The sequence below is a fragment of the Agrobacterium tumefaciens genome (genome assembly GCF_017726655.1).
In the GTDB taxonomy this organism is placed as follows: Bacteria; Pseudomonadota; Alphaproteobacteria; order Rhizobiales; family Rhizobiaceae; genus Agrobacterium; species Agrobacterium tumefaciens_B.
The window spans coordinates 1,927,416-1,951,890 of record NZ_CP072308.1 but is presented as its reverse complement, the minus strand read 5'-3'; the positions used below and the strand labels follow the sequence as shown (position 1 = coordinate 1,951,890).

The following is a 24,475-nucleotide window of genomic DNA, read 5'->3' as shown; positions in this document are numbered from 1 at the left end:
CCAGCCGATGCGCGCGGGCTCTTATTTCTAGAATGGCAGGCGGCAAGTTTGCAATCGTTCTGAGAGCGCTCACCAGCAGCCATTTTGTCTAGACAAATGGGGAATCACTGCCTACCATGCCTCAAATAAAGCGAAACACAACATCGCACAAAAATAAGTCAAAGGGGTTCAGATCATGAAGAAAACGTGGGTTCTCGCCACTATTGCCGCACTTGCCTCATCCGCTTCCGCTTACGCTGAAACCGCAGTGACCATCGGAATGTCCGGCTGGACAGGGTTTGCACCGCTGACGCTTGCCAAGCAGGCGGGCATTTTTGAAAAGAACGGCCTCAAAGTCGAGATCAAGAAGATTCCGCAGGCCAGCCGTCACCTTGCTCTCGCGTCCGGCGACATTCAGTGCGCGGCCACCACGGTGGAAACCTGGATCGCGTGGAATGCCAATGGCGTGAAATCCACCCAGATTTTCCAGATGGACAAGTCTCACGGTGCTGACGGTATCGCGGTTCGCAGCGACGTCTCCAAGGTCGCCGACCTCAAGGGCAAGACGATTGCCGCCTCCGCGCCGGGCACATCACCCTATTTCTTCCTCGCATGGATCCTCAAGGAGAACGGCCTGACGTTGAAGGATGTGAAGGTTGTCAACCTTGAGCCAGGCCCGGCTGCGCAGGCCTTCGTCGCTGGCCAGAACGATGCGGCCATGACCTATGAACCGTATCTTTCCACCGTTCGTGCCGCGCCCGACAAGGGCAAGATCCTTGCGACAACGCTGGATTACCCCGCTGTCATGGATACGTTCGGTTGCACCCCGGATTTCCTGAAGGCCAATCCGCAGGCGGCCAAGGCTCTTGCAGACAGCTATTTTCAGGCACTGGAACTGATCAAGGCAGACCCGGAAAAGTCCTATGCGACAATGGGGGCGGACGTAAAGCAGGCAGGTGAAGCCTTCGCCGCCTCTGCAAAATTCCTTGAATGGCAGGACAAGGCTGCCAACCAGAAATTCTTTGACGGTGAATTTAAAACATTTTCCGAAAAGGCGGCCGACCTGCTGCTGGAAATTGGTGTGATAAAGTCGAAGCCCGATCTTTCGACCCTCGCGGACACCTCTTTCATCAAGTAATCGAACAGGCCGCTGACATTCCCGCGGGGATGTCGCGGCGGAAAGCAAGTGAGGGCGTCGGTTGCGTGATGAAACACGTTCGGCGCCCTGATGGCGCGGCAAGAGTGCCGCGCCGACTTTATGGTTAAGGTCTCAGATGCAACCTCTTCAACCCATCCGCAACAGCACGAGAATTAGTCTTGGCGTTCTGTTTTTCGTTCTGTTTTTTGCCGCCTGGGGCTTTGCCACGCTTGGCGGCTTCGTATCGCCGACCTTTCTGGCCGACCCTATCACCATGCTGAAGGATGGCATCTATCTTCTGACCGATCAGGGTTTTGCCAACGATATTGGCATGACGATCTGGCGCGTCGTCGGTGGCTTCGTTTTGGCCTCGCTCGTGGCCGTCCCGCTCGGCATTGCGATGGGAGCATATAAGCCCGTCGAAGCGCTGCTTGAGCCGTTTGTCTCCTTCGCGCGCTATCTGCCGGCTTCGGCCTTCGTTCCGCTGCTCATTCTCTGGGCCGGTATCGGCGAGATGCAGAAGCTGCTTGTCATCTTTATCGGCGCGGTGTTCCAGATCATCCTGATGGTGGCCGTGGCGGTTGCGGGCACGCGCCGCGATCTGGTGGAGGCCGCCTATACGCTGGGTGCGAAGGACCGGGGCGTGGTGCGCCGTGTTCTCATTCCTGCCAATGCGCCAGACATCGCCGAAATTCTCCGCCTCGTCCTCGGCTGGGCCTGGACCTACGTCATCGTTGCGGAACTCATCGGCGCTTCCTCGGGTATCGGCTACATGATCATCAACAGCCAGGCGTTGATGGCGACAGGCCAGATCATCTTCGGCATCATCGTTATCGGCGTCATCGGCCTTATCTCGGATTTCGCGTTCAAATCGCTGAACCGGAAGCTTTTTGCGTGGAGGCTTGCCTGATGAGCGAACTCGTTATCAAGGGCGTCAGCCGCACGTTTCCTGGCGTACAGGGCGGGCAGCCGACATTGGCCTTGCAGCCGACCAATCTGGAAATCCCGCGCAATGATTTCGTCACCATCCTCGGCCCGTCGGGATGCGGAAAATCAACCTTGCTGCGCATCATCGCCGGTCTCGACCGTCCGACGACGGGCGAGGTGGTGTTGTCCGGAAAGCCTGTGACGGGCCCCGGAGCGGATCGCGGCATGGTGTTCCAGTCCTATACCCTGTTTCCCTGGCTGACGATCCGCGAAAATGTCGCTTTTGGCTTGCGCGAACGCGGCGTCGCCGAGAAGGAAAAATGGGAGATCGTCGACAGCTACATCGACAAGGTCGGCCTGCGCGGCTTCGAAAACCATTGGCCAAAGCAATTGTCCGGCGGCATGCAGCAGAGAACGGCCATTGCCCGAGCCCTCGCGAACGGCCCAAAAATCCTGCTGCTTGACGAGCCATTCGGGGCTCTCGACAACCAGACGCGCGGGCTGATGCAGGAGTTGCTGCTCGGCATCTGGGAGCGGGAGCAGAAGACGGTCATATTCGTCACTCATGATATCGAAGAGGCGGTCTTCATGGCGTCGCGTGTTGTGACCATGTCCGCAAGGCCCGGCCGCATCAAGTCGATTACGCCTGTCGATCTGCCGCATCCCCGTCATTATACCGTTAAGGCCAGTCCGGAATTTTCCGAACTGCGGGCAAAGCTCACGGAGGAAATCCGCAGCGAGGCGATCGCCGCCGCCGCCCATGGCTAACTGATCCGGAAGGAGGGGTGACGTATCGGGATGAGGAATTCAGGCGTCGATCTTCAGGAGAAATCATTGCACGAGCGCATCCGCGATGATGTCGAGCGACAGATCATGTCGGGTGAGTGGCCGCCGGGATATCGTATTCCTTTCGAGCACGAAATGACCCGGCAATATGCCTGCTCGCGCATGACGGTGAACAAGGCTCTCGGCGAACTGGTTCAGCGCGGCCTGATAGAAAGACGCCGGCGGCTTGGCACTTTCGTTCGTCAGCCGCACGCGCAATCCGCCGTGCTGGACATCCACGACATTGAACGGGAAGTCCAGTCGCTGGGCCTTGCTTACAGCTATCGTCTCGACAGAAGAGACAAGCGTTCGGCAGGAGAGAAAGATGGCGCCGCCATGGCGCTTGCCGCCGACGCCCCTGTTCTCGACCTCACCTGCACGCATTTTGCCGGCGGCGTCCCCTTCTGCGTCGAACATCGCATCATCAATGTCACTGCTGTTCCCGATGCGGCGTTTGCGGATTTTTCTGAGGTCGGGCCCGGTACGTGGCTGCTGAAGATGGTTCCTTGGAGCGCTGCCGAACATCGCATCAGTGCCGTTTCCGCCGACCGGAAAATCGCGACAGCACTGGGCATTGCTTTTGGTACCGCCTGTCTTGTTGTCGACCGGCGCACCTGGCACGGCCCGGATCATATCACCCGTGTCCGGGTTATCTATCCCGGAGACCGCCATGCACTCGTTGCGCAGTTTTCGCCCTCACAAAAAAGCTGAGGCACGCGCAGTTCATTTTTTGACAAAGAAGAGTTTACGAGTCGCCTTTTGACAATATAATAGTTGTCAAAAGAACTCAGGTTATTTACGGAACGTCAAGCTTTCACGACGGCATCCGTTCATGACCCCGGTTTTCACGAACCGGTCATTCTGCGGATGAGTTCATCGACGGAAATCCGGGATAAAATCATGCCAGCCGAGACCTCAACCTCTTTAGCACTTTTCAATAGGGCAAATACTGCAAGGCGCTTTGCCCTTGGCGTGGCTGTCATCTTCGTGGCCGGTTCGAGCACGGTCACGGTTTTTGCTCAGACGGCTTCGGAAACGCAAACAGTTCAGCCGGCACAGCAGACGGACCCCGTGACGCCGGCCGCCCCGCCGACCGCGCCGGTCCAGCCTTCCGCAACTGCACCCGAGCAGCCTGCCGCGAGCACATCGCCGCAGCCTTCGTCAATTGAGCCGGTACAGGCTCAACCAGCGGCAGCCACGCCGCCGGGTCAGACCGAACAGCCTGGTCAGGCCTCTGAGACACCAGCGCTAAACGAGGCCACAACGCCCATCGAGCCTGTCAGCCCGGCGCCCGCGAGCGCCGAACATCGTGCGGACATCCCGCACAATTTGTCTCCGTGGGGCATGTTCATGGCCGCCGACTGGGTCGTTAAGGGCGTCATGATCGGTCTTGCTTTCGCATCGCTGGTCACCTGGACGGTCTGGGTTGCCAAGTCGATCGAGCTTGCGGGTGCACGCGTGCGCGCAGGCGCGACACTCAAGGTCATTCGCAAGGCCAAAACGCTGAGTGAAGCGACCGAGGCCGTGGAAAAGAAGGGCGGACCGGCAGCGCTGATGCTGCGCATGGCCACCCATGAAATGCAGCTTTCGGACGCGGTTGTCGAACATACCGATGGCGGCGGCATCAAGGAGCGGGTGTCGTCGGCCCTGTCGCGGATCGAAACCCATGCTGGCCGCCGCATGTCCCGCGGGACCGGCGTTCTGGCGACCATAGGCTCCACCGCTCCCTTCGTTGGCCTCTTCGGCACTGTCTGGGGCATCATGAATTCCTTCATCAGCATTTCGGAATCGCAGACCACCAATCTTGCCGTGGTCGCGCCCGGCATTGCGGAAGCGCTTCTCGCAACCGCCATCGGTCTTGTCGCCGCAATTCCGGCGGTCGTGATCTACAACGTCTTCGCCCGTTCCATTACTGGATACCGCCATCTGCTTGCGGATGCCGCAGCCGGCGTCGAACGCCTCGTCAGCCGCGATCTAGATTTCCGTCGCATTCCGCCGGGCAGCGCAAGCAGGCCCGCCGTCTCGCTGGTTGGACGGTGATCGATCATGGCTGGCGGCATTCGCGAAAATAGCGGAGACGATCTCTCTGAAAACCACGAAATCAATGTCACGCCCTTCATCGACGTGATGCTGGTTCTGCTCATCATCTTCATGGTGGCTGCGCCGCTTGCCACGGTGGATGTCAATGTCGATCTGCCAGCCTCCACGGCCAAACCGGCCGAACGGCCGGAAGAACCGCTTTATCTGACGGTCAAGGACGATCTGTCGCTCAATCTTGGAAACGATGCGGTAGCACGTGAAGCGCTGGCGGCTGCAATAGACCGGCAGACGGGCGGCAACAGGGACACACGTATTTTTCTGCGCGCAGACAAGGCCGTCGATTACGGTCATTTCATGGAGATCATGAACCTGTTGCGCGACGCTGGATATCTGAAGATTGCACTCGTCGGGCTTGAAAATGCTGCCGCAGCCGCGCAGCCTGTCGGCACTGCTGCACCCGCTGCCTCCCCAGCACCGGGAACCGCGCCATGAGTGAGAACGGCTCTCTGCAGCCTCGGCATTCCCGTCTTGGGGAAGTGGCGCTGTGGTCTGCCGCGGCGCTGCTCATGCTGAGTGTTCATGCCGGTTTTGCCTTTTATCTGATGCAGGCGCCTGAGGAGCCAGAGGCCGGCGGCCAGCCGCCCGCGGCGATCATGATCGAAATGGCGGCGATACCCGAGGCCGTCAAAACGGAAGAGACCACGCAGGCGCAGGATGTCGAAGATTCCGAACAGGTGAAAAGCGACACCAGCGAGCCCGTCGAGGAGCCCATGCCGGACGAGCCGCCGCCACCGGAACCGGTTGCGGAAACGCCGCCGCCCGAACCGGTCCAGCCACCCGAGCCACCGGTCGAGGAAATCGTCGAGCCGCAGGAAATTCCCGAGCCGGTGGAGCAGATCGATCCTGTACAGGAACAGATGATGGCGGAACTCGAGAATGTCGAGGTTCCCTTGCCCGTCATGCGCCCTCCGCCACCACCCACCGAGAAAAAGGTGGAAAAGAAAGAGCCGGAAGAGAAAAAGAAGGTCGAACGCCAGCGCCCCAAACCGCAGCAGGCATCGGAACTACGCGAAGCTGCCAAAGCCGAAGTCCAGCAGTCCGACAGGACGGCCGCATCGCGCAGCAGTGGTGGCTTTTTCTCGTCGTCATCCGCTTCGCCGGCGAAATGGGGGTCGAAGGTTCGTTCGCACATTCAGCGCCGCAAGCCACGGTCGCTGCGCAGTGATGCCTTGACCGCGACTGTTCGGTTCAGGGTCAACGATGCGGGTGCCATCAGCGGCGTTAGCCTTATCAAGTCAACAGGGGATGCGTCGATCGATCAACAGATCGCAGCCTGGATTGAGAGCGCGTCACCTGTTCCCGCACCGCCGCCGGATGCAAACAAGACGATAACGCTGCCGATCAGTATCCGTTAGGCGATGCATCCGCGTTTATGAGCAAATAACATTTCGCGAATGCTTCCTATGGTGTAGGTGTCGTCGACATCACAAGCAGAGGCATTCCGGAATGAAATTTTCAATCGCAGAGGCAGAGGATCTCGTATCTTCTATCTTTGAGCGCAACGGTGTTCTGCCGCAAAACGCGCGTTCCGTGGCAAGGGCGCTCGTCGCATCTGAAGCCGCGGGACAAAGTGGTCACGGCTTTCGCCGCATTCCCGTTTACGTTCGGCAGGCGCTGGTTGGCAAGGTGGATGGCAGGGCACGTCCCGCGGTGACACGGCTGAAGCCAGGCGTGCTGTCCATCGACGCCAATCTCGGATACGCCTATCCGGCAATTGACTGTGCCATTGAGGCCTTGCCTGATATGGCCCGTGAGCAGGGCATTGCCCTTGCCGCCATCCACCGGTCTCACCACGCGGGTGTCATGGCGCTGACGGTGGAGCGTTTTGCCGAGATGGGGTTCGTGGCGCTGATGTTTGCCAATGCCCCCGCTTCCATGGCGCCCTGGGGCGGCAGCCGCCCGCTTTATGGCACAAACCCGATTGCCTTCGGCGCTCCCGTCGGCGGTGCCGATCCACTCGTGATCGATCTTGCCCTCTCCAAGGTCGCGCGCGGCAAAATCATGGCCGCCCGCCAGAAAGGCGAAACCATTCCGGGTGACTGGGCGCTCGACAGGAACGGTCGCCCCACGACAGATCCGGAAGAAGCCATCGAAGGCACCATGGTGCCGGCTGGCGAGGCCAAGGGAGCTGCGCTGGCGCTCATGGTCGAAATCCTGGCTGCAGCAGTCACGGGTTCAAACTTCGCATTCGAGGCATCATCCTTGCTCGATGACAAGGGATCGCCACCGTCTATTGGTCAGACGATCATTGCCATTGATCCAGTGTCGACGGGCGGTGCAGCCTTCACCGAAAGGCTGGCTTTCATCGCCGGCGAGATCGAAAAGCAGGAGAACGTGCGATTACCCGGTCGCCGCAGCCAGGGGATCCGCAAACGGGCGCTTGAGGAGGGTATCGTCATCGAAAGCGATATTCTCGCCGAAATTCAGAAGCTGTGACGGTTGCATCAGGAGAAACCCGGCAGGCGAATTTTGCGTCGCCGGGTAAACCGGAAATTGCTGCGCGTTGGCGACCAGCGCGCCTTCACCAGATTTCAGACTCCAAGGCGCTATACGTTGGGAAGACGCGTATGTTTCCTTCGGATATCGGTTGGCGTGGCCCCGAACCAGCGGGAAACGGAGCGGGAGAAAGCGCCGGGCGTGGAATAGCCGAGCCGGTAGCCGATATCGGAGACTGGAAGATCGCTTTCCACCAGCAGTTTGAAACCGGCGTTCTTGCGGATCGCGTCCTTTATTTCGTTGAGATTTGTGCCGAGTTCGGCGAGCCGCCGCTGGAAACTTCGTTCCGACAGGTTGAAGTAGGGCGCAATCTCACCGAGCGACAACTCGGCATCCGACAGCCGCATCTGCATGTAACGCTTCACCTGGTCGATGAACTGGGTCGCGTCTGAAGATGTCTCCGGGCGTAACATGCGGCATTGAAGGTTCATCAACTCGAACAGCCTCGCATCGGCATTCGGATTGACCGCATCCAGCAACGGCGCTGGAAAGCGCATGGTGTGAATGGGTTGGGAGAAACTGACGCGCGTGCTCATCCTCTCTTTAAAAAGCTGAAGGTTACTCGGTTTTGGCCGCTCCAGGCCGATATCGACCTGGTTGGTGCGGTCGCCGAGGATATCACGCAGGCGCTGCATCAGGATGCCGAGGACAAAATCCACGTATTGCTCGCGTTTGGCGATAACTGGCGCGAATGTCCAGGACAGGGTCGCCTGCTTCGCATCTGTCACCATCGTGAAGTTACTGTTGTTGGTCGCGTAATACACATGGTCCTGAAGAAAGCGCAGGAAGGCCCGCACGGTCGGCGCACTCATCAGGCCGTAGCCGAAGGCGCCGGATGCACCGGCTGTAAAGGTGGCCGCGCATTGAAGACCGAAGGTGTCGTCGCCGGCGATCAGGGCACAGGTTTCGAGCAGCCGACAAAATCTATCGAGGCTGATGCGTTCCGTCAGGCTGCTGAATGTAGCAGGGTCAATGTCCAGAGACGTGCAGATCGGAGTGATATCGATCCCGCGTGAGCGGGCATAGTTGCTGACGCCGGCGGCAAGGCCAGCCACCACGGTAATCTCGTCGCTGATCCTTTTGTAAGGCATCCCTCGCCTTGGCGCACCATGTTCTTAGTTGTCGTACGATGGTAAGCATGGGAAAGGGGTTTGTCGAGAAGCGTGGCGCCTCGTTTCAGGCGTGCCGGTAGGTGCAGCTTTGCTCAAGAACCTGCATGATCGCCCGCCCGGCTTCTTCGATCGCGCCACTATTGTCGACAGTCGTGACGTCGAAATCGCCGGCGACGGTGAGCGAACTGCGTTCCAGCCGTCGCAGAATATCGTCCCGGCTCTCGCGCCCGCGTTGCTCCAGTCGCATCGCCAGCACATCGGGCCGCGCAACGATGTTTAGGACTTTAAGACGGACAAAGGCGGTGCCGAAATGGGGCAGGGCAGATCGTGAGCCATTGGCGATCACCACGTCGCCCGCCTCAAGATGACGGTGGACGGTAGAAGGAATGCCGTATTTAAGCCCGTGTGCTTCCCAGGAAACGGCAAAGGCACCCGCATCTTCCAGACGGTTGAACTCCTGCATGGAAACGGCGTCGTGGTTTTCACCACCCGCATCGCAGCTGCGGGTAATGACGCGACGGGTAAAATGAAAGCCGGGTCGGCCGGCAAGCTGGACCGAGGCATAGTCCATCAGCGTGTCCTTGCCGGCGCCGCTCGGGCCGACAACAACGACCATCGTGCCGGGCGATTGCGCGCGCCGGCTATCATCCCCATCAATGCTCATGCCACGCGCTTGCCCTGACGCCAGACGGAACGGGCGACCGGAACGCCCTCTTCGCGGTGCACTCGCACCAGATCGGCCCGCAATCCCGGCGCGATGCGACCGCGGTCAAGAAGACCGACCGTGCGCGCCGGCGTGGCCGTGACCATACGCAGTGCCTCCGGCAGGCTGATTCCCTCCACCTGATCGGCAAGCAAGAAGGGTGCGAACAGCAGGCTGAAAGGCACATAGTCGGATGACAACACATCCAGCACCCCGATTTCGGCGAGGTCACGGGCGGCGATATTGCCGGAATGCGACTTGCCGCGAACGATATTGGGTGCACCCATAAGCACGCTCATGCCCGCGCTGTGCGATGCCTTGGCCGCTTCGACGCTGGTCGGGAACTCCGCCAGTTTCACCCCATGGCCGATCGCCTCGCCCACATGCGCCTCGGTGGCGTCATCGTGGCTCGCAACGGTAATGCCACGCTCAGCGCAGCGGGCGGCCAGATAATCACGATGCTTGGCGGAATATTCGGCCGAGGCTGCCTGTCGCCGCTGCACAAATTCGGCAAAGGCCTCATCGCTCAAACCGCGCTTCTTCTGATAATAGAAGATGTATTGATCCATGGACTGAAATTGGCGCTGGCCCGGTGAGTGGTCCATCATCGAAATCAGCCGCACGCGCGGATCGGTCTCGAAGTCCTCAAAATGTTCCAGCACATCGGCGGACGCCACCTCGCAGCGCAGATGCAGAAGGTGGTCGGAGCGCAGGCGGTTCTGGTCCGCCGCCGCCTCGATGGCGTCAGCCATCTCCCGCATTTCGCCCTTTTTGAAACCGCCATCCTCATCCGAGCCAAGGCGCAGGCAATCGAAAACCGTGGTGATGCCGGAGGCGGCGACCTGGGCGTCATGAGCCTGGATCGCGGCGATCTTGTCCCAGGTCACGCCGGGACGCGGCGAATAATGCTGTTCCAGATGGTCGGTATGAAGTTCTACCAGACCGGGGATCAGAAAGTCTCCTTCAAGGTCTTCTCCTGATTTCGAAGCGCCTTCGCTAATGTCGGCAATCTTGCCGTCACGGATCAGAACGGAGCCCAGAATAATATCGTCTTCCAGAACGATACGGGCATTGGAAAGGGCGTGCTCGGTCATGGGATCGTATCTTTCTTGGGTGGCTCAGCAAACGGATGCCAGCTGTGAACGGTAAATGGTGCGCCGCGCTCCTCTTCAATGAAAAGGGCAAGGCCGGAAAGGGTGAGCGGCTTGTCGACAAACTCGGAAAACTGCGCAGAAAGCATGTTGCGCACGGCAGGCTGCTCGGCTTCGTCGATGCGTCCGGTCAGCGTCATGTGGAAACGAAAGTCATCCATCACATGCGGATAACCCCAAAGCGACAGATTTTGCCGCTGGCTTTCGGTCAGCATCTGCGGCCGGCGGCGGGCAATATCGGTTTCGGACAGGGGCGCACGGAAGCGGTCGAAATGATCCACGATCTCCGCGGCAAAGTCCTGCAGCGGTTGGTAAATGCGATCCGGCACCAGAGCGAAGAATGGTCCAAGTGCCTCGATGACAATACGCGGAATGTCGAAAACCTGCTTCTCGGAAGTGAACTCTGTCAGAGCCGCCACCAACTCCGCTTCGCTGTATTTTTCCGCAAGCTCGAATGGCGCCTTCAGCGTTGCGTGGAAACCGTAACGACGCGGTTCCTCAGTCATCCCGGCATAATCGGCGTGGTCATTATACGACGTGCCGGAAAATGCATTGCGGCCCAGCCAGCGCGATGCTCTTTCAGTCAGCGGATGATCTTTAGCCGGGGAAAAATAGATGGCATAGCGCACGGCAAGCACTCTTCAGTGTCATGGGGAACCAGGGATGAAAAGCTATTTGGCGTGACTCGCCCGCTTCCCGCAAGGTCAGGAGTGCGAGGTAATCGCTTTCCGTGACAGAATGATGATGCCGCAAGAAAAAAGTGCTCGAATGCTAGAAAGCTTTCAGAAACATGGGTGATCTATCGGGACAAACCGGGGTAGACCTGATGATGAAATCAGGCGACGCGGCGGAGTAATGACAACCGTAACCGTCGTCATTTCGTCTACAAAGTCTAATGCTGTGCCTTGCCGATCAGGCGCGAGCGCAGCGAATTGGAGATGTGGTCGAACAGGAAGACCACAAAGAGGATGAGCAGGACCATATAGGCGACCTTGTCCCAGTCGGCATTGGTCCCCATTGCTTCCAGCAGTTTGAGGCCGATGCCGCCCGCACCCACCGCGCCGATGATGGTGGCGGAGCGGGTGTTGCTTTCCCAGAAATAGAGCGACTGCGAAATGAAGACCGGGAGAACCTGCGGCAACACGCCGAAACGATTGACAGCGATCGGCGACGCGCCGACCGACTTGACGCCCTCACGCTGCTTGTCGTCCACGTTCTCCAGCGCTTCGGCATAAACCTTGCCAAGCGCCCCGGTGTCGGTGAAGAAGATCGCGGCAATGCCGGGGATCGGTCCGGGACCGAAACTGCGGGTGAAGAACAGCGCCCAGATCAGCATGTCGATGGATCGCAGGAAGTCGAACAGGCGCTTCATGCTCCAATTGGCGGCCTTGTTGGCGGTGATGTTGCGGGCGGCAATGAAGGCGAGCGGTAGGGCGACGAGCGTGCCGAACAATGTGCCGACAAACGCCATGACCAGTGTCTGCATCAGCTTGGAAAGGACGTCGGCATGTTGCCAGACGCCGTTATCAAGGAAATCATCCACCATGTGGCCAATATTGGAGCGGGCCGGATCGAGCCTTTCTCCCCATAGGGCGATCGCCGCCAGTTGAGCGTAGCTCTTGCCCCAGAATTCGGAATGCGTGTCGAAGAAGAAATTCGCCCAGCCGAGGAAGCGGCGCTGTACATAGACCTGGCTCGTGCGGATCTCCGCCTGACCTGCGAAGCCGTAATGCACGAGCACCTTGTTGCCATCCTGCTGGATTTCATCCGGTGCGTTTTGGGGTGCGAGGGCCTGCTCCCCATTGATGACGATGGGATAACCGATGCCATCGACATACACATCCACCTGCGTCGGCGTCACGTCGAGGCGATTGTCCGAGCCCGCATAAACAACGCTATATCCACCATTCGGCAGCGGCTGCAGCCAGTCGATCCTGGCATCGGCCGGGTATTGCCCGCGGCTCGACCATTGCGGCTCCACCTTCCCGTCTTCGAAACGAAGGCGCGGTTGGGCACGCCAGGAGTACCAGTCCTGAATATAGCTGGAAGCCCGATCCCACCGCCCTTGCATGAAGGCCGGGCCAACGTTGAAAAAGAAAAAGCAGCCGATAAGATAGGCGGTCACGGCTAGAAGGCCGATAAGCAGACCATATCGCTGCATGACGCTGCGGTTGAATACCGCAGGATGAGCAGCCGTCAGCCTCTCGCGCTCGGCAGTGTTGAGAATGAAACTCGACGACATCAGGCCGCTCCCCGTCCGAATTCAAAGGATTGTTGGCCGATCAGCCGGCGGCGCAGCCAGCTGGAGAACTGGTCGACGGCGATGATGGTAATCAACAGTAAAATGATGATGGCATAGGTCTTTGCCGCATGATCGTTGCCGATCGACAGGCGGAAGACCTCCCCGATACCGCCGCCGCCCACCGCGCCGATGATGGTGGAGGCACGCACGTTGATCTCAGCGCGCAGGAGGGCATAGGAAACGAAATTCGGAAGAACCTGAGGCACGATGGCAAAACGCACGCGTTCGAGCCAGTTGGCGCCCGCGGCGCGCAGGCCTTCGTCCGGTTTCATGTCGGCATTCTCAACAACTTCGAAAAAGAGCTTTCCGAGAGCGCCGATCGTGTGGACCGAAATTGCGATGATCGCCGCGATCGGGCCGATCGACAGGATGGCGGTCAACAGTCCGGCGACCACAATTTCAGGAAAGGCCCGCAACACTTCCATAATCCGGCGCACCACCCAGCGCACGAGCCCGGCGCCGATGAGATTGGTGGAGGCGAAGAAACAGAGCACGAAGGCAAAGCCGGTGCCAATGATCGTCGAAACCAGCGCGATATTGAGCGTGATGATCAGCTGGTAGATGAAATGCGGGATGTAGAAACCATCGGCGATGTAAACGCGATCGGCGACATAATTATATTTCAGCGAACCATCCGCATAGGGCGACGGCAGGTCGAACATCGCCCGGAAGACTTCCAGCGGACTATCAGGCACGAAGGTCTTCATGAAATCGAAGAAATAGGGCAGGCGCTCGAAAAACTTGCCTGAATTGGCCGCATTGGCAAAATTCAGGGAGGCGGCAAGGATGGCGAGAAAGACCACGAGCGAGATGACGGTGTAGATTCGCCGCGTCTTGAGCTGCTGCTGATAGTGACGCATGACCGTTTTCGACGATGCGCTCAATCCCTCGGGCGAGAGGGTGCCCTGGTGCAGTGTGGTCGCCATGCCGCTCTTCCTTTATTGGCAAAAGCGGCGATGCCGCCAGGCACCGCCGCTTCCTGATATGATTTGAGAATCAGCCGCCGATAACGGACTTACGGGCGTCGATGATCGTCTGGTAGAAGGACGGGTCGACCTTGATGTAGGCGGTGTTTTTGCCCTGGGTGAAACCCTGGAAGCAGGCGAGGTCCTTTTTCGGCAGTTCCATGAAGAAGTCCTCGACCTTCTGCTTCATGCTGTCGCCGATCTTGTTGGCAACGAGCAGCGGGCCGTTCGGGATCAGCGGTGACTTCCAGACTTCAACGATATCGTCCATGTCGAGGTTGCCCTTCTTGACCATCTGGTGAAGGTTGCCACCGGAGTAGCCGTCTTCCCACTTGCCAACGCCCGAACCAAAGGTGGTTCCGACATCGAACTTCTTGTCGAGAACGGCGAGAACGAGGTTCTCGTGGCCGCCACCAAAGCCGGTTTCGGAGAAGTATTCCTTGATCGGCGTGCCGGTTTCCTTAGGGATGGCAACGTTTGGAATAAGGAAGCCAGATGTGGAGTCGGGGTCGGCAAAGCCGATCTTCTTGCCCTTGGCATCCGCCAGGGTTTTGATGCCGCTGTCCTTGCGGGCAACCATGATGGTGTAATAGCCGCTGGAGCCGTCAGAGCCCGTATAGGTCAGGATCGGATCGACGGCCTTCGGGTCAGCGATGGCGATCTTGGCATAGGACGACGCGCCCATGGAGGCGATGTCGATGGTGCCGCCGAGAAGGCCCTGGATAACGCCGTTATAATCCGGCGACGGGAATACCTGCACTTCGGAAACGCCCGTTGCAGCCTTGAGGCCATCGGCGACGCACTTGGCGTTGCGGATCTGGTCTGCCTCGTTTTCGGAACCGTCTAGACCGATGCGCAGAACCTTGATGTCCTGAGCCATGGCGGAACCGGCCAGAACGCCAAGGGCGACTGCCGAGAGAAGCAATTTCTTCAACATGGACTTTCTCCTGTTTCCCGGCGAGCCGGAGTTGTTTTGAGATGTTGGCCCTTGACGCGGACGCAAACGATGCTGAGCGGTTCCTCAGAGCCCGGCGAGAGCGAGCGGTTCTGGGCCGGCAGATTGCTGCACCGGACGCGCGGCAAGTTGCGCGCCGGGAATGGTTATACTGGTCGAGGTCATGGTCTCGTCGATGCCGGCGCCGTGTGAGTCCGTGCCGTAGATTTCCGTCACGGCGGCAGCCGTCAGCTCAGCCGGCGTGCCATCAAAAACGACGCGGCCTTTCGACATGCCGATGATGCGTTCGCAATAGTTGCGCGCTGTATCCAGTGTGTGCAGATTCGTAACGACAGTGATGCCTTCGCGCTCGTTGATGTCGCGCAGCGCGTCCATAACGATTTTGGCGTTCAGCGGGTCGAGCGAGGCGATCGGCTCATCGGCCAGGACCATCTTCGGAGACTGCATCAGGGCGCGGGCAATCGCCACGCGCTGTTGCTGGCCCCCGGAAAGCGTACCTGCGGCCTGCATTGCCACATGCTCGATGCCCAGCCGTTCAAGTGCGGCGATCGCCATCAGCCGCTCTTCATCCGTGAAGATGTTGAAGAGGCTGAGCAGCGTCGAACGGTGGTTGAGGCGGCCGAGCATGACATTGGTAAGCACGTCGAGGCGCGGGACGAGATTGAACTGCTGGAAGATCATGGCGCAGTCGCGCTGCCAGTTGCGGAGCGCGGCACCTTTCAAGGACGAAACTTCGGTATCGTTGAAATGAATTGAGCCGGAGGAGGGATCGATGAGCCGGTTTATCATCCGCAGCAGCGTTGACTTTCCCGCTCCGGAACGTCCTATCACGCCTACCATCTGTCCCTGCGGTATTTCGACATTCACGGCATCGACCGCGGTATGGTTGCCGAAACGGCGCGTGACTTGCTTCAGGTGAAAGCTCATTTCCCCGTCCAATCTTCTTATGACGGGGTTGGACATAACAATGATGCGTGAAGTGCCAATGTCAGTTTGATGAAGAAAATATTACAAGGTGCTGATGTAGCGCGACTGCATTTCGCCGGCGAAAGTTCGAACCAATTTTTTCGGAATGATCGACAAGGCTTAAAAACTAACCCCCGGATAGGTCCCGGGGGATATATCAGACGGGCGATGTCTCAGCCGCGATATTTTGCGATGAAATCTTCGGCTGACAGGCTGCGGAAATCATCGAGTGCGTCGCGCAGCCTCTTGTGGTCCCAGTCCCACCAGCGCAGATCATCCATCTGCTGGCCGACCTCAGGCGGAAAGCGGTCGCGGATCAACCTCGCGGGAACGCCCCCGACAATCGTATAGGGCGCAACATCCTTCGAGACGACGGCGCCAGCCCCGATGACAGCGCCATTGCCGACGTTGACACCCGGCAGGATGGTGGCGCCATGGCCGATCCATACGTCGTGGCCGATCACCACGCGTCTGGCGCGGCGGGCGGCGAAAAAGTCGGACTCGTCTTCCGCGTCGTCCCAATAATTGTTGGCGCGGTAAGTGAAGTGGTGCAGGGTCGCCCGCTGCATCGGATGGTTGGTGGCGTTGATGCGGACGGAAGCGGCGATATTGACGAATTTGCCGATGGTGGCGCACCAGATCGCGCCATCCTGCATGACGTACGAATAGTCGCCCATCTCGACCTCTTCGATGCGGCAGCGCTCCGAAATTTCGGTAAAGTGGCCAATCGAGGAATTGAGGACACGGGCAGTGTCGTGGATGACGGGTTCGAGACCGACTTTGGAGTTCATGCTGCTGCCTTCCGGGGCGAAAATTGCGAGACGTCGAGAATGCGGTCGGCCACGGCCTCTCGCACTTCTTCATCGTGAAAAATGCCGAGCAGCGCGGTGCCCTTTTCTTTCTTCTCCCTGATCATCTCCACCACCACACGCCGGTTGGTGGCGTCGAGTGAGGCCGTTGGCTCGTCGAGAAGCAGGATTGCATGATCGGTGATGAAACCGCGCGCGATATTGACGCGCTGCTGCTCGCCGCCCGAAAAGGTGGCGGGCGGCAGCGACCACAATTCCCGTGGCAGGTTGAGTTTCGAAAGCAGTGCGGCGGCCTGCTCACGCGCATCTTGAGCGGCAACCTTGCGCGCCAGAAGCGGCTCGGCAACCACGTCAATCGCCGCGACGCGGGGTACCGTCCGCAAAAACTGGCTGACATAACCGATGGTGCGATGACGGATATCGAGAATTGTGCGGGGTGAAGCGCTGCCAATATCGACAACCTCGCCCTGATGGCGAATAAGGATCTGCCCGCTGTCGATGGCGTAATTGCCATAGAGCATTTTCAGGATCGAGCTTTTGCCGATGCCAGAAGGGCCGCCGAGCACGACGCATTCGCCGCCAGATACGGAAAAATTCACGTCGCGGACGACAGGCAGCTCGATGCCGTCGCGAAGATGCATGGTGAAGCTTTTAAAGACTTCCGAAACGATGAGAGGTGTCGGCATGGTGGATTTTCTCTTCCTGCGCTGATCTTCTGCGAAAAGCGGGAGGCGCTTTTCGGCATCGCGCGGCTAGACCTGCAAAATGGAGGAAACAAGCAATTGCGTGTAGGGCTCGCGGGGGTCGTCCAGCACCCGGTCGGTCAGACCGTGCTCAATGACATCGCCGCCCTTCATCACCATCATGCGATGGGAAAGAAGCCGCGCAACCGCGAGGTCATGCGTGACGACGACAACGGCAAGGCCGAGATCGTTGACGAGGCCACGAACCAGATCGAGCAGACGCGCCTGCACCGAAACATCGAGACCACCTGTCGGCTCATCCATGAAGACAAGGCGCGGCGAGGTGACAAGGTTGCGGGCGATCTGGAGGCGCTGGCGCATGCCGCCCGAGAAGGCGCGCGGCTGGTCGTCGATACGGTCGGTGCCGATTTCCACCCGCTCCAGCCATTCGCTGGCCGATTGACGGATATTGCCGTAATGCCTGTTGCCCACGGCCATCAGCCGCTCGCCAACATTCGCGCCAGCCGACACCGCCATGCGCAGCCCATCTGCGGGGTTCTGGTGCACGAAACCCCAGTCGGTCCGCATCAGGAAACGCCGTTCGGCTTCTCCCATGTGGTAAAGGTCACGCACGGAGCCGTCGCGCATGCGATATTCCACGCTGCCTGCCGTTGGCATCAGCCGGGTAGAAATGCAGTTGAGAAGGGTCGTCTTGCCTGAGCCGGATTCGCCGACAATCGCCAGAACCTCGCCGGCGTAAAGCTCGAAGGAGACGTTGCGGCAACCGGCGCGGTCGCCGTAATATTTGGAAACGTCCCGGACTTTCAGAAGCGGTGCGTCGCTCATTCTGCTGCCTCCTTTACAACCGCCAGCAGGTGGCCCTTATGGCCATTGGCGCGGCGATCATCGCAATGGTCGGTGTCGGAGCAGACGAACATGCGCCCGCCCTTGTCATCCAGCACCACCTCGTCGAGATAGACATTCTCCGCGCCGCACAGTGCGCAGGGCTTGTCGAAGCGCTGGACTTCAAACGGGTGATCCTCGAAATCCAGGCTGACGACATCCGTATAGGGAGGCACGGCATAGATGCGCTTTTCGCGCCCGGCGCCGAACAGCTGCAACGCCTCCGACATATTCATTTTCGGATTGTCGAATTTCGGCGTCGGCGAGGGGTCCATCACATAACGCCCGGCGACTTTCACCGGATAGGCATAGGTAGTGGAAATGCGGCCGTTGCGGGCGATGTCCTCGTAAAGCTTGACGTGCATCAGGCCGTATTCTTCCAGTGCATGCATGACACGGGTTTCCGTCTCGCGCGGCTCGAGAAAGCGAAGGGGCTCGGGGATTGGAACCTGATATACAAGCACCTGACCGGAATGCAGGTCCTCCTCCGGAATACGGTGCCGCGTCTGGATGATGGTGGCATCCTTCGTGCGGGTGGTGACGGCCACATCAGCCACCTTCTGGAAGAAGGCTCGAATGGAGACGGCGTTCGTGGTGTCGTCCGCGCCCTGGTCGATGACTTTCAGCACATCGTCGGGACCAAGGATGGAGGCCGTCAACTGCACGCCGCCGGTGCCCCAGCCATAGGGCATGGGCATTTCGCGGGAAGCGAAGGGAACCTGGTAACCCGGAATGGCGATGGCCTTGAGGATCGCCCGGCGGATCATCCGCTTTGTCTGTTCATCGAGATAAGCGAAGTTGTAGGCAGCCAGCCCGTCGTCGAATGAAACTTCTTTAAGCATTGCGCGTTAGCCTTGTGTAAAAAAGGAGTACAAGCTCATGGAGATTGGAATTCTTGCAGCCGTGTTCTTTGCTGTCTTTGCGGCATCGACCGTCTTTTGTGCTTACTGGTTCGGCGAGCAGCACAGCCGCTGATTATTCGGCCGCATCGCCCATCCACACGGCCCCATCGGCGTTGATCGCGTCGAAATCCGCGCGCATCTTTCTGACCAGGCCGAGTTCGGCCTGAAAGTCCACGTAGTGCGGCAATTTCAGGTGTTCAACAAAGCCCGTGGCCTGCACATTGTCGGCGTGTGAAATGACAAACTCCTCGTCCTGCGCGGGAGCGACCACATCCTCGCCGAACTCTCCTGCCCGCAGCGCCCGGTCGACAAGAGACATGGCCATAGCCTTGCGTTCGCTCTGTCCAAATACCAGACCGTAACCGCGTGTGAACTGCGGCGGTGCCTTTGCCGAACCCTTGAACTGGTTCACCATCTGGCATTCAGTCACCTGGATATCGCCAAGGGAAACACTGAATCCGAGCTCGGGAACGTCGAGTTCAACCTCGACCTCGCCAATGCGGATTTCTCCGACGAAGGGGTGTGTCCGGCCGTATCCTCTTTGCGTGGAGTAGGCGAGCGCAAGGAGAAAACCTTCGTCGCCACGCGCCAACGACTGCAGGCGCAGGTCACGCGGCATCGGAAACTCCATTGGTTCCCGCGTCAGGTCGCCCGCAACGTGATCGTCAGGCATGCCGCCGTCGCTTTCGATCAGTCCCTCCTCATCAAGAATATCGGAAACGCGCATGACATATTCCTGCTCGCCTTCGCGCTGGGCGGCGGTTTCGACAGGGTCGTCCTCGAGCAGGGAGGGGTCGAGCAGGCGGTGGGTATAATCGAAGGTCGGGCCCAGCAACTGCCCGCCGGGCAAATCCTTGTAGGTGGCGGACACACGCCGCTGCACCGTCATTGCAGCGGTGTCCACCGGGACAGAATATCCATAACGCGGCAGGGTGGTACGGTAGGCGCGCAGCAGGAAGATGGCTTCGATCATGTCGCCGCGGGCCTGCTTGACGGCCAGCGCTGCAAGCGACTGATCGTAGAGCGACGCCTCTGCCATGACCCGGTCCACCGCGAGCGAGAGCTGCGAAACGATTTGCGCAACGCTCATCGCCGGCAGGTCACGGTCTCCGCGCCGCTTGTCGGCCAGCAGCCGGTGGGCGTTGGCTATGGCGGTCTCCCCGCCTTTGACAGCAACGTACATCTTATGCCTCCACGGGTTTGATGCGCGTCGTGCGCGGCAGGCAGACGAATCTATCGCCAGCCGTCAGGATGACATCGACGCCACGCGGGAAGGTGGCGTTGTTCTCTGCCCAAAGCAGGGGGAATATGTCTGGCAGGCCGATAGGGCGAATGGTGTTGACGCCTCTGATGCCCGGTCCGGAGAGCAGCAATTCCCGCCCGCCTTCAAGGTCGGGCAGCTCGATGATCAGCGTGGTCGAACGGTCGGGATATTCCTGGCTGCCTTGGGCGAAAAGGCCGAAGGAGGCGATGGCGCTGCCCGCTTCGAGGACGGCGAAATGCGCAGCCGCTTTTTCTTCCGCCACCGGCGCGCCGGTGTGAAAGCCGATCCAGCCCGGCACTGCGGTCTTGCGCAACGTGCCGCTCAGCCAGACCGGGGTATCGTGGTCGCACAGTGCGAGCAGAACAGCCCCTGTTGCCCGGGCGAGCGCCGTTGGCGGAGCGACCGTAGTCTCGATGGTCTGCCGTGTACCCGGACGCGCCATGCCGTCCATCAACTTTTTAAAAACTCGCTGAGAATCGAAGACCGCGTCGGAAAAGCCGCCGGTCAGTGCTTCTGCCTCGACGCTCATCAGTCCTCTCCTCGAACCATGGTGAAGAAATCGACCCGCGTCGCAGCGGTTTCCTTTGCTTTTCGCGCCTTCTCGTCACGCAGTCTTTTCTCGACAGGTGAAAGAAGCTCACTCTCGATGAAGTCCCGGGTCCGGTTTTCCTGCCAGAGCGCGTCGAAAACGGCCGCATACCAGGCCTTCTTGCGGCCGGTGCCGAGAACATGGGCGTGGCCAACGGTTCCCGAGGCAAGCTTCACGGTTGCGCGGGTGACTGTGGTCTCGCCGAGATTAAAGGGCGCGCCACCGCCGCCGATACGGCCCTTGACCATGACGAGGCCGGTTTCAGGCCCGCGCACGTTTTCCGTCTGCGGGCTGGCATCCTGCCGGTTCCAGACGGTTTCAAGTTCCATAACGGTGGCGCGGGCAAGAAGCGCCGCCACTCGTTTCCTCTCCATCTGCATATTCGCAGCTTCGTTATCCATCGCTTGACCTCAAATGTCTATTGGTGTAGACAACTATACAATATAAGCTACATTTAATGGCGATGAATGACAAGCGTGTGACATGAGCCCATCAGCAGCAATGAAAAGAAAGAACGGCGTGGCGCTCTGGCGGCAGATTGCCGACCGGATCAGGGGTGAGATAGCGGCTGGCGATCACGACGAAACCGGCATGTTGCCGCCGGAAATGACGCTCGCCGAAAAATTCGGCGTCAACCGCCACACCGTTCGCAGCGCCATTGCCGCACTGGCCAGCGAAGGCATCCTCGAGCCGATGCAGGGACGCGGCACGTTGATCGCCCGCAAGGAGCGTCTGAGCTTTCCGATTTCGCTGCGCACGCGGTTCACGGCAGGCATCGGCGATCAGGTGAAGGAAATGGAGGCGCTGCTGCTTTCCCACACGACCGAGCCGGCAAATGCCGATCTCGCGGCCCGGCTGCAAATGCCGGTGGATGCGCCGCTTGTCCGTCTTGAAACGCTGCGCAAGGCGGACACCCGGCCGGTGTCCCGCTCGACAACATGGTTTCCGGCGGATCGTTTCGCCGGGATAGGGGAGGCCTATCAGAACAGTGGCTCGATCACGGCAGCTTTCAAGATGCTGGGCGTGGAGGACTATGTGCGCATCTCAACCGTCATTTCCGCTATCCATGCGGATACGCAGGATCTTGCCGATCTCGAATTATCGCCGGGGGCTATCCTGCTTGTCACCAAGGCATTGAACGCCGATATGGATGGCGTGCCGGTGCAATATGCCGTCAGCCGATTTTCCGCCGATACGGTCGAATTCACGGTCGAAAATTAGAATACCGGCTTATTCCGTCTGCGAAAGACCGAGCACATCCAGCATGGAATAGAAGCCCGGCTTCTTGTCCAGGGCCCAGACGGCTGCCGTGATCGCGCCGCGTGCGAAGATGGAGCGGTCGCCAGCATAATGGGAGAGCTCAACGCGCTCACCTTCGCCGGCAAAAATGACTGAGTGCTCCCCGATGACAGAGCCGCCGCGCAATGTGGCAAAACCGATGGTGCCGATCTCGCGAGCGCCCGTATGCCCGTCGCGCACCCGCACGGAAGAGGCAGCGAGATCGACGTTGCGACCGGCGGCGGCCGCTTCGCCGAGCAGCAGCGCTGTGCCAGAGGGCGCATCCACCTTGTGCTTGTGGTGCATTTCGAGAATTTCAATATCCCAGTTCTGTGCGTCCAGCGCCTGCGCCGCCTGCTGGGTCAAGACACTCAGCAGATTGACGCCGAGGCTCATATTACCCGACTTGACGATGCGGGCATGGCGGGACGCTGCCTTGAATCTTTCGTCGTCTTGCGCTGAGCAGCCCGTGGTGCCGATGACGTGCACGATGCGCGCCTGAGCAGCAAGGCCCGCAAAGGTGACGCTCGTTGCCGGCGAGGTGAAATCGATCACCCCTTCCGCATGGAGAAATGCCTGCAGCGGATCGCTGGTAATTTCGACACCGATAGGCCCGAGACCGGCAATCTCTCCGGCATCGCGTCCCACGAAGGCGGAGCCTTCCCGCGCGACGGCGGCGTGCAGCTGAACGCCTGGCGTCTGGTGAATGAGGCGGATCAGCGCCTGTCCCATGCGGCCTGCCGCGCCGACCACCACCAGTTTCATGTCGCTGCCGCTCATGCTGTCACTCACTTCTCATGTCAGACGGATCGAAACCCGCCGGTATCGGATGTTGGATATCTTCCGCCATGACGTTAAAGAGCGCCTCTGCGCTTCGCAAGCATCAAAGCTGGCCGACACTTGCAACGATCAGGCTCTCCAGCGTCGCCCGTCCAGCGACAGGCCGAAATCCGAAGGCGTTCTGGCGTAGGTGGCAAGACCTGAAAGCGCCGCCTGTGGATGGGTGACGACGAAGGTGGGAATGGTCCGCATCAGCGCGCTGTGCGGCGCCTTGTCTTCGAAAGCGGCGCGGAATTCCGGGCTCTTCAACGCCGGAACGATCTTCTGCGAAATGCCGCCGGCCAGATAAACGCCGCCCTTGGCCATGAAGATCAATGCAAGGTCACCCGCCACGCGGCCGAGATAGGTGCTGAACAGCGACAGCGTTTCTTTCGCCTGTGCATTCTGGCCGGAAAGGCCGTGCGAGGTGATGTCGGCGGGATCGGAGAAGACAGGCCCGATGCCGTCGGCCTTGCAGATGGCCCGATAAAGGTTGACCAGTCCGCGTCCGCATAGAATCTGTTCGCCGGCGACGCGGCCCTCGATGGTTTCGATGTGCGGGAAAACCTCATAGTCACGCGCGCTTCTCGGGCCAATATCGATATGGCCACCTTCGCCAGGCACGGGGAACCACATATGGCGCGCATAAACCAGACCGGCCACACCAAGTCCCGTGCCCGGTCCAAGAACCACGCGAGAGGCCAGCACGTCTTTTTTGCCGGAGCCAATGGCGTCGCGGTTGTCGTCGTCAAGAGCCGCAATCGCGAGCGCCTGCGCCTCGAAGTCGTTGATGACGATGACATCCTTGAGCCCGAGATTGGCGAGCATGCCCTTCGGCTTGACGACCCAATGGCAGTTGGTGAGCGGTATCTCATCACCTTCGATCGGGCCAGCGATGGCAAGAATGGTCGAGACGGGCTGAAGCGAGGTCTTGTCCAGAACCGCCTGCTGGATGGCGTCGCCAATGGTTGGATATTCCGCCGTCTTCACTGTTGTGAGATGCACGGGCTCCGCAAAGGAATCGATCAGGATGGAAAAACGGGCATTGGTGCCACCGATGTCGCCAAGAAGGATTGGGAAGGACAGATATTCGGTATCGGACGTCTTCGGCATTGCCTGTTCCATGGTGGGAGGGTCAGTTGGCGACGTGGAAGTCGATGAGATTTTCGGCAGTGGCACGGTTGAGCGCCATGGGGATATCGTAAACCGTTGCCAGCCGGGTCAGCGCCTTCACGTCGACGTCATGCGGCATGGCCGTCAGCGGATCGGTAAAGAAGATCAGCATGTCGACTTCGCCTGTCGCGATCATCGCGCCGATCTGCTGGTCGCCGCCGAGCGGACCGCTTTTAAGCCGAATGACTTCGAGGCCCGGGCAGGCTTCCTGCACGCGCCCGCCGGTGGTGCCAGTGGCGACGATCTTGAACTTGGCAAGCGCCTTCTGATGCTGACGGGCGAAGTCCGCCATATCGTCTTTTTTCTCGTCGTGAGCGATGAGCGCGATACAGCGTAGCCCTTCCATGATCCCAGCCTGTGTCATTAGAATTAAATCGATTTGAAGCCTTCTATAACAGCTTGCCGCCGTTTGAAAAGGGAAGCTGTTGAATGCCTC

27 protein-coding genes are annotated in these 24,475 nt (G+C 59.5%); 9 read left to right on the top strand and 18 right to left on the bottom strand.

Features of this window, described 5'->3' with window-relative positions; all coding sequences use genetic code 11:
• Positions 1-175: 175 nt before the first annotated feature.
• The 8 genes from AT6N2_RS09720 (at position 176) to AT6N2_RS09685 (ending at position 7,405) form a co-directional block, all read left to right on the top strand.
• Positions 176-1,117 carry an ABC transporter substrate-binding protein gene (locus tag AT6N2_RS09720; RefSeq protein ID WP_063949385.1) on the top strand — a complete coding sequence of 314 codons (942 nt, stop codon included), beginning with the start codon at positions 176-178 and terminating at the stop codon, positions 1,115-1,117.
• 136 nt (positions 1,118-1,253) lie between these two features.
• On the top strand, positions 1,254-2,027 hold the full coding sequence (locus AT6N2_RS09715; RefSeq protein ID WP_063949386.1) for an ABC transporter permease: 774 nt from the start codon (positions 1,254-1,256) through the stop codon (positions 2,025-2,027).
• Positions 2,027-2,812, top strand: a complete 786-nt coding sequence (locus AT6N2_RS09710) for an ABC transporter ATP-binding protein (RefSeq protein WP_063949387.1) — start codon at positions 2,027-2,029, stop codon at positions 2,810-2,812. The genes AT6N2_RS09715 and AT6N2_RS09710 overlap by 1 nt, the downstream gene beginning before the upstream one ends.
• Before the next feature lie 30 nt (positions 2,813-2,842).
• Positions 2,843-3,580, top strand: coding sequence for a histidine utilization repressor (hutC, locus tag AT6N2_RS09705; RefSeq protein ID WP_063949388.1), 738 nt, complete (start codon positions 2,843-2,845; stop codon positions 3,578-3,580).
• A gap of 189 nt (positions 3,581-3,769) precedes the next feature.
• Positions 3,770-4,909: a tonB-system energizer ExbB gene (exbB, locus tag AT6N2_RS09700; RefSeq protein WP_209086134.1), complete on the top strand. Its 1,140-nt coding sequence runs from the start codon at positions 3,770-3,772 to the stop codon at positions 4,907-4,909.
• Positions 4,910-4,915: 6 nt separating this feature from the next.
• Positions 4,916-5,401 (top strand): TonB system transport protein ExbD, encoded by a 486-nt coding sequence (exbD, locus tag AT6N2_RS09695; RefSeq protein ID WP_063949390.1) that lies wholly within the window; start codon positions 4,916-4,918, stop codon positions 5,399-5,401.
• Positions 5,398-6,324 carry a TonB family protein gene (locus AT6N2_RS09690; RefSeq protein ID WP_063949391.1) on the top strand — a complete coding sequence of 309 codons (927 nt, stop codon included), beginning with the start codon at positions 5,398-5,400 and terminating at the stop codon, positions 6,322-6,324. The genes exbD and AT6N2_RS09690 overlap by 4 nt, the downstream gene beginning before the upstream one ends.
• 91 nt (positions 6,325-6,415) lie before the next feature.
• Positions 6,416-7,405 carry an Ldh family oxidoreductase gene (locus AT6N2_RS09685; protein ID WP_063949392.1) on the top strand — a complete coding sequence of 330 codons (990 nt, stop codon included), beginning with the start codon at positions 6,416-6,418 and terminating at the stop codon, positions 7,403-7,405.
• Between the two features lie 110 nt (positions 7,406-7,515).
• Here AT6N2_RS09685 and AT6N2_RS09680 read toward each other — a convergent pair whose 3' ends face one another.
• The 15 genes from AT6N2_RS09680 to phnG all read right to left on the bottom strand — a co-directional run bounded on the left by AT6N2_RS09680 (position 7,516) and on the right by phnG (position 21,170).
• A complete protein-coding gene (locus tag AT6N2_RS09680; protein ID WP_209086131.1) occupies positions 7,516-8,556 on the bottom strand; it encodes an AraC family transcriptional regulator in 1,041 nt (346 codons plus the stop codon).
• 85 nt (positions 8,557-8,641) lie between these two features.
• Entirely contained in the window at positions 8,642-9,241 is a 600-nt protein-coding gene (gene phnN, locus AT6N2_RS09675; protein WP_186376714.1) for a phosphonate metabolism protein/1,5-bisphosphokinase (PRPP-forming) PhnN, read from the bottom strand.
• Complete coding sequence (locus AT6N2_RS09670; protein WP_144576211.1) at positions 9,238-10,374, bottom strand: alpha-D-ribose 1-methylphosphonate 5-triphosphate diphosphatase; 1,137 nt, start codon at positions 10,372-10,374, stop codon at positions 9,238-9,240. The genes phnN and AT6N2_RS09670 overlap by 4 nt, the downstream gene beginning before the upstream one ends.
• Positions 10,371-11,069, bottom strand: coding sequence for a DUF1045 domain-containing protein (locus AT6N2_RS09665; RefSeq protein ID WP_209086115.1), 699 nt, complete (start codon positions 11,067-11,069; stop codon positions 10,371-10,373). Before AT6N2_RS09665 ends, AT6N2_RS09670 begins: the two co-directional genes overlap by 4 nt.
• 254 nt (positions 11,070-11,323) lie before the next feature.
• Positions 11,324-12,673, bottom strand: a complete 1,350-nt coding sequence (phnE, locus tag AT6N2_RS09660) for a phosphonate ABC transporter, permease protein PhnE (RefSeq protein ID WP_209086113.1) — start codon at positions 12,671-12,673, stop codon at positions 11,324-11,326.
• Positions 12,673-13,659 (bottom strand): phosphonate ABC transporter, permease protein PhnE, encoded by a 987-nt coding sequence (gene phnE / locus AT6N2_RS09655; protein ID WP_209086110.1) that lies wholly within the window; start codon positions 13,657-13,659, stop codon positions 12,673-12,675. The genes phnE (AT6N2_RS09660) and phnE (AT6N2_RS09655) overlap by 1 nt, the downstream gene beginning before the upstream one ends.
• 70 nt (positions 13,660-13,729) lie before the next feature.
• The gene (phnD, locus tag AT6N2_RS09650; protein ID WP_063949398.1) at positions 13,730-14,635 is read right to left on the bottom strand and encodes a phosphonate ABC transporter substrate-binding protein; all 906 of its coding nucleotides are present in this window, start codon (positions 14,633-14,635) and stop codon (positions 13,730-13,732) included.
• 84 nt (positions 14,636-14,719) lie between these two features.
• Complete coding sequence (phnC, locus tag AT6N2_RS09645; protein WP_063949399.1) at positions 14,720-15,580, bottom strand: phosphonate ABC transporter ATP-binding protein; 861 nt, start codon at positions 15,578-15,580, stop codon at positions 14,720-14,722.
• A gap of 212 nt (positions 15,581-15,792) precedes the next feature.
• On the bottom strand, positions 15,793-16,410 hold the full coding sequence (locus AT6N2_RS09640) for a DapH/DapD/GlmU-related protein (protein WP_209086108.1): 618 nt from the start codon (positions 16,408-16,410) through the stop codon (positions 15,793-15,795).
• Entirely contained in the window at positions 16,407-17,114 is a 708-nt protein-coding gene (gene phnL, locus AT6N2_RS09635) for a phosphonate C-P lyase system protein PhnL (protein ID WP_144576206.1), read from the bottom strand. Before phnL ends, AT6N2_RS09640 begins: the two co-directional genes overlap by 4 nt.
• Positions 17,115-17,180: 66 nt before the next feature.
• Positions 17,181-17,957 (bottom strand): phosphonate C-P lyase system protein PhnK, encoded by a 777-nt coding sequence (gene phnK, locus AT6N2_RS09630; RefSeq protein ID WP_209086105.1) that lies wholly within the window; start codon positions 17,955-17,957, stop codon positions 17,181-17,183.
• Positions 17,954-18,856, bottom strand: coding sequence for an alpha-D-ribose 1-methylphosphonate 5-phosphate C-P-lyase PhnJ (locus tag AT6N2_RS09625; RefSeq protein WP_209086102.1), 903 nt, complete (start codon positions 18,854-18,856; stop codon positions 17,954-17,956). The genes phnK and AT6N2_RS09625 overlap by 4 nt, the downstream gene beginning before the upstream one ends.
• Positions 18,857-18,989: 133 nt before the next feature.
• Positions 18,990-20,099 (bottom strand): carbon-phosphorus lyase complex subunit PhnI, encoded by a 1,110-nt coding sequence (locus AT6N2_RS09620; RefSeq protein WP_209086086.1) that lies wholly within the window; start codon positions 20,097-20,099, stop codon positions 18,990-18,992.
• A 1-nt stretch (position 20,100) separates the two neighbouring features.
• Complete coding sequence (gene phnH, locus AT6N2_RS09615) at positions 20,101-20,709, bottom strand: phosphonate C-P lyase system protein PhnH (RefSeq protein WP_209086083.1); 609 nt, start codon at positions 20,707-20,709, stop codon at positions 20,101-20,103.
• Positions 20,709-21,170, bottom strand: coding sequence for a phosphonate C-P lyase system protein PhnG (gene phnG / locus AT6N2_RS09610; RefSeq protein WP_209086080.1), 462 nt, complete (start codon positions 21,168-21,170; stop codon positions 20,709-20,711). Before phnG ends, phnH begins: the two co-directional genes overlap by 1 nt.
• Before the next feature lie 82 nt (positions 21,171-21,252).
• Here phnG and phnF point away from each other — a divergent pair, with 82 nt between their 5' ends.
• Complete coding sequence (phnF, locus tag AT6N2_RS09605) at positions 21,253-21,990, top strand: phosphonate metabolism transcriptional regulator PhnF (RefSeq protein ID WP_209086077.1); 738 nt, start codon at positions 21,253-21,255, stop codon at positions 21,988-21,990.
• Positions 21,991-21,999: 9 nt separating this feature from the next.
• Here the strand turns inward: phnF and dapB are convergent, their stop codons facing one another.
• The 3 genes from dapB to AT6N2_RS09590 all read right to left on the bottom strand — a co-directional run bounded on the left by dapB (position 22,000) and on the right by AT6N2_RS09590 (position 24,385).
• Entirely contained in the window at positions 22,000-22,827 is an 828-nt protein-coding gene (gene dapB / locus AT6N2_RS09600; protein WP_209086074.1) for a 4-hydroxy-tetrahydrodipicolinate reductase, read from the bottom strand.
• Positions 22,828-22,956: 129 nt separating this feature from the next.
• Positions 22,957-23,979, bottom strand: coding sequence for a glucokinase (locus AT6N2_RS09595; RefSeq protein WP_209086071.1), 1,023 nt, complete (start codon positions 23,977-23,979; stop codon positions 22,957-22,959).
• Between the two features lie 22 nt (positions 23,980-24,001).
• Positions 24,002-24,385, bottom strand: a complete 384-nt coding sequence (locus tag AT6N2_RS09590) for a methylglyoxal synthase (RefSeq protein WP_063949794.1) — start codon at positions 24,383-24,385, stop codon at positions 24,002-24,004.
• Positions 24,386-24,475: the final 90 nt, after the last annotated feature.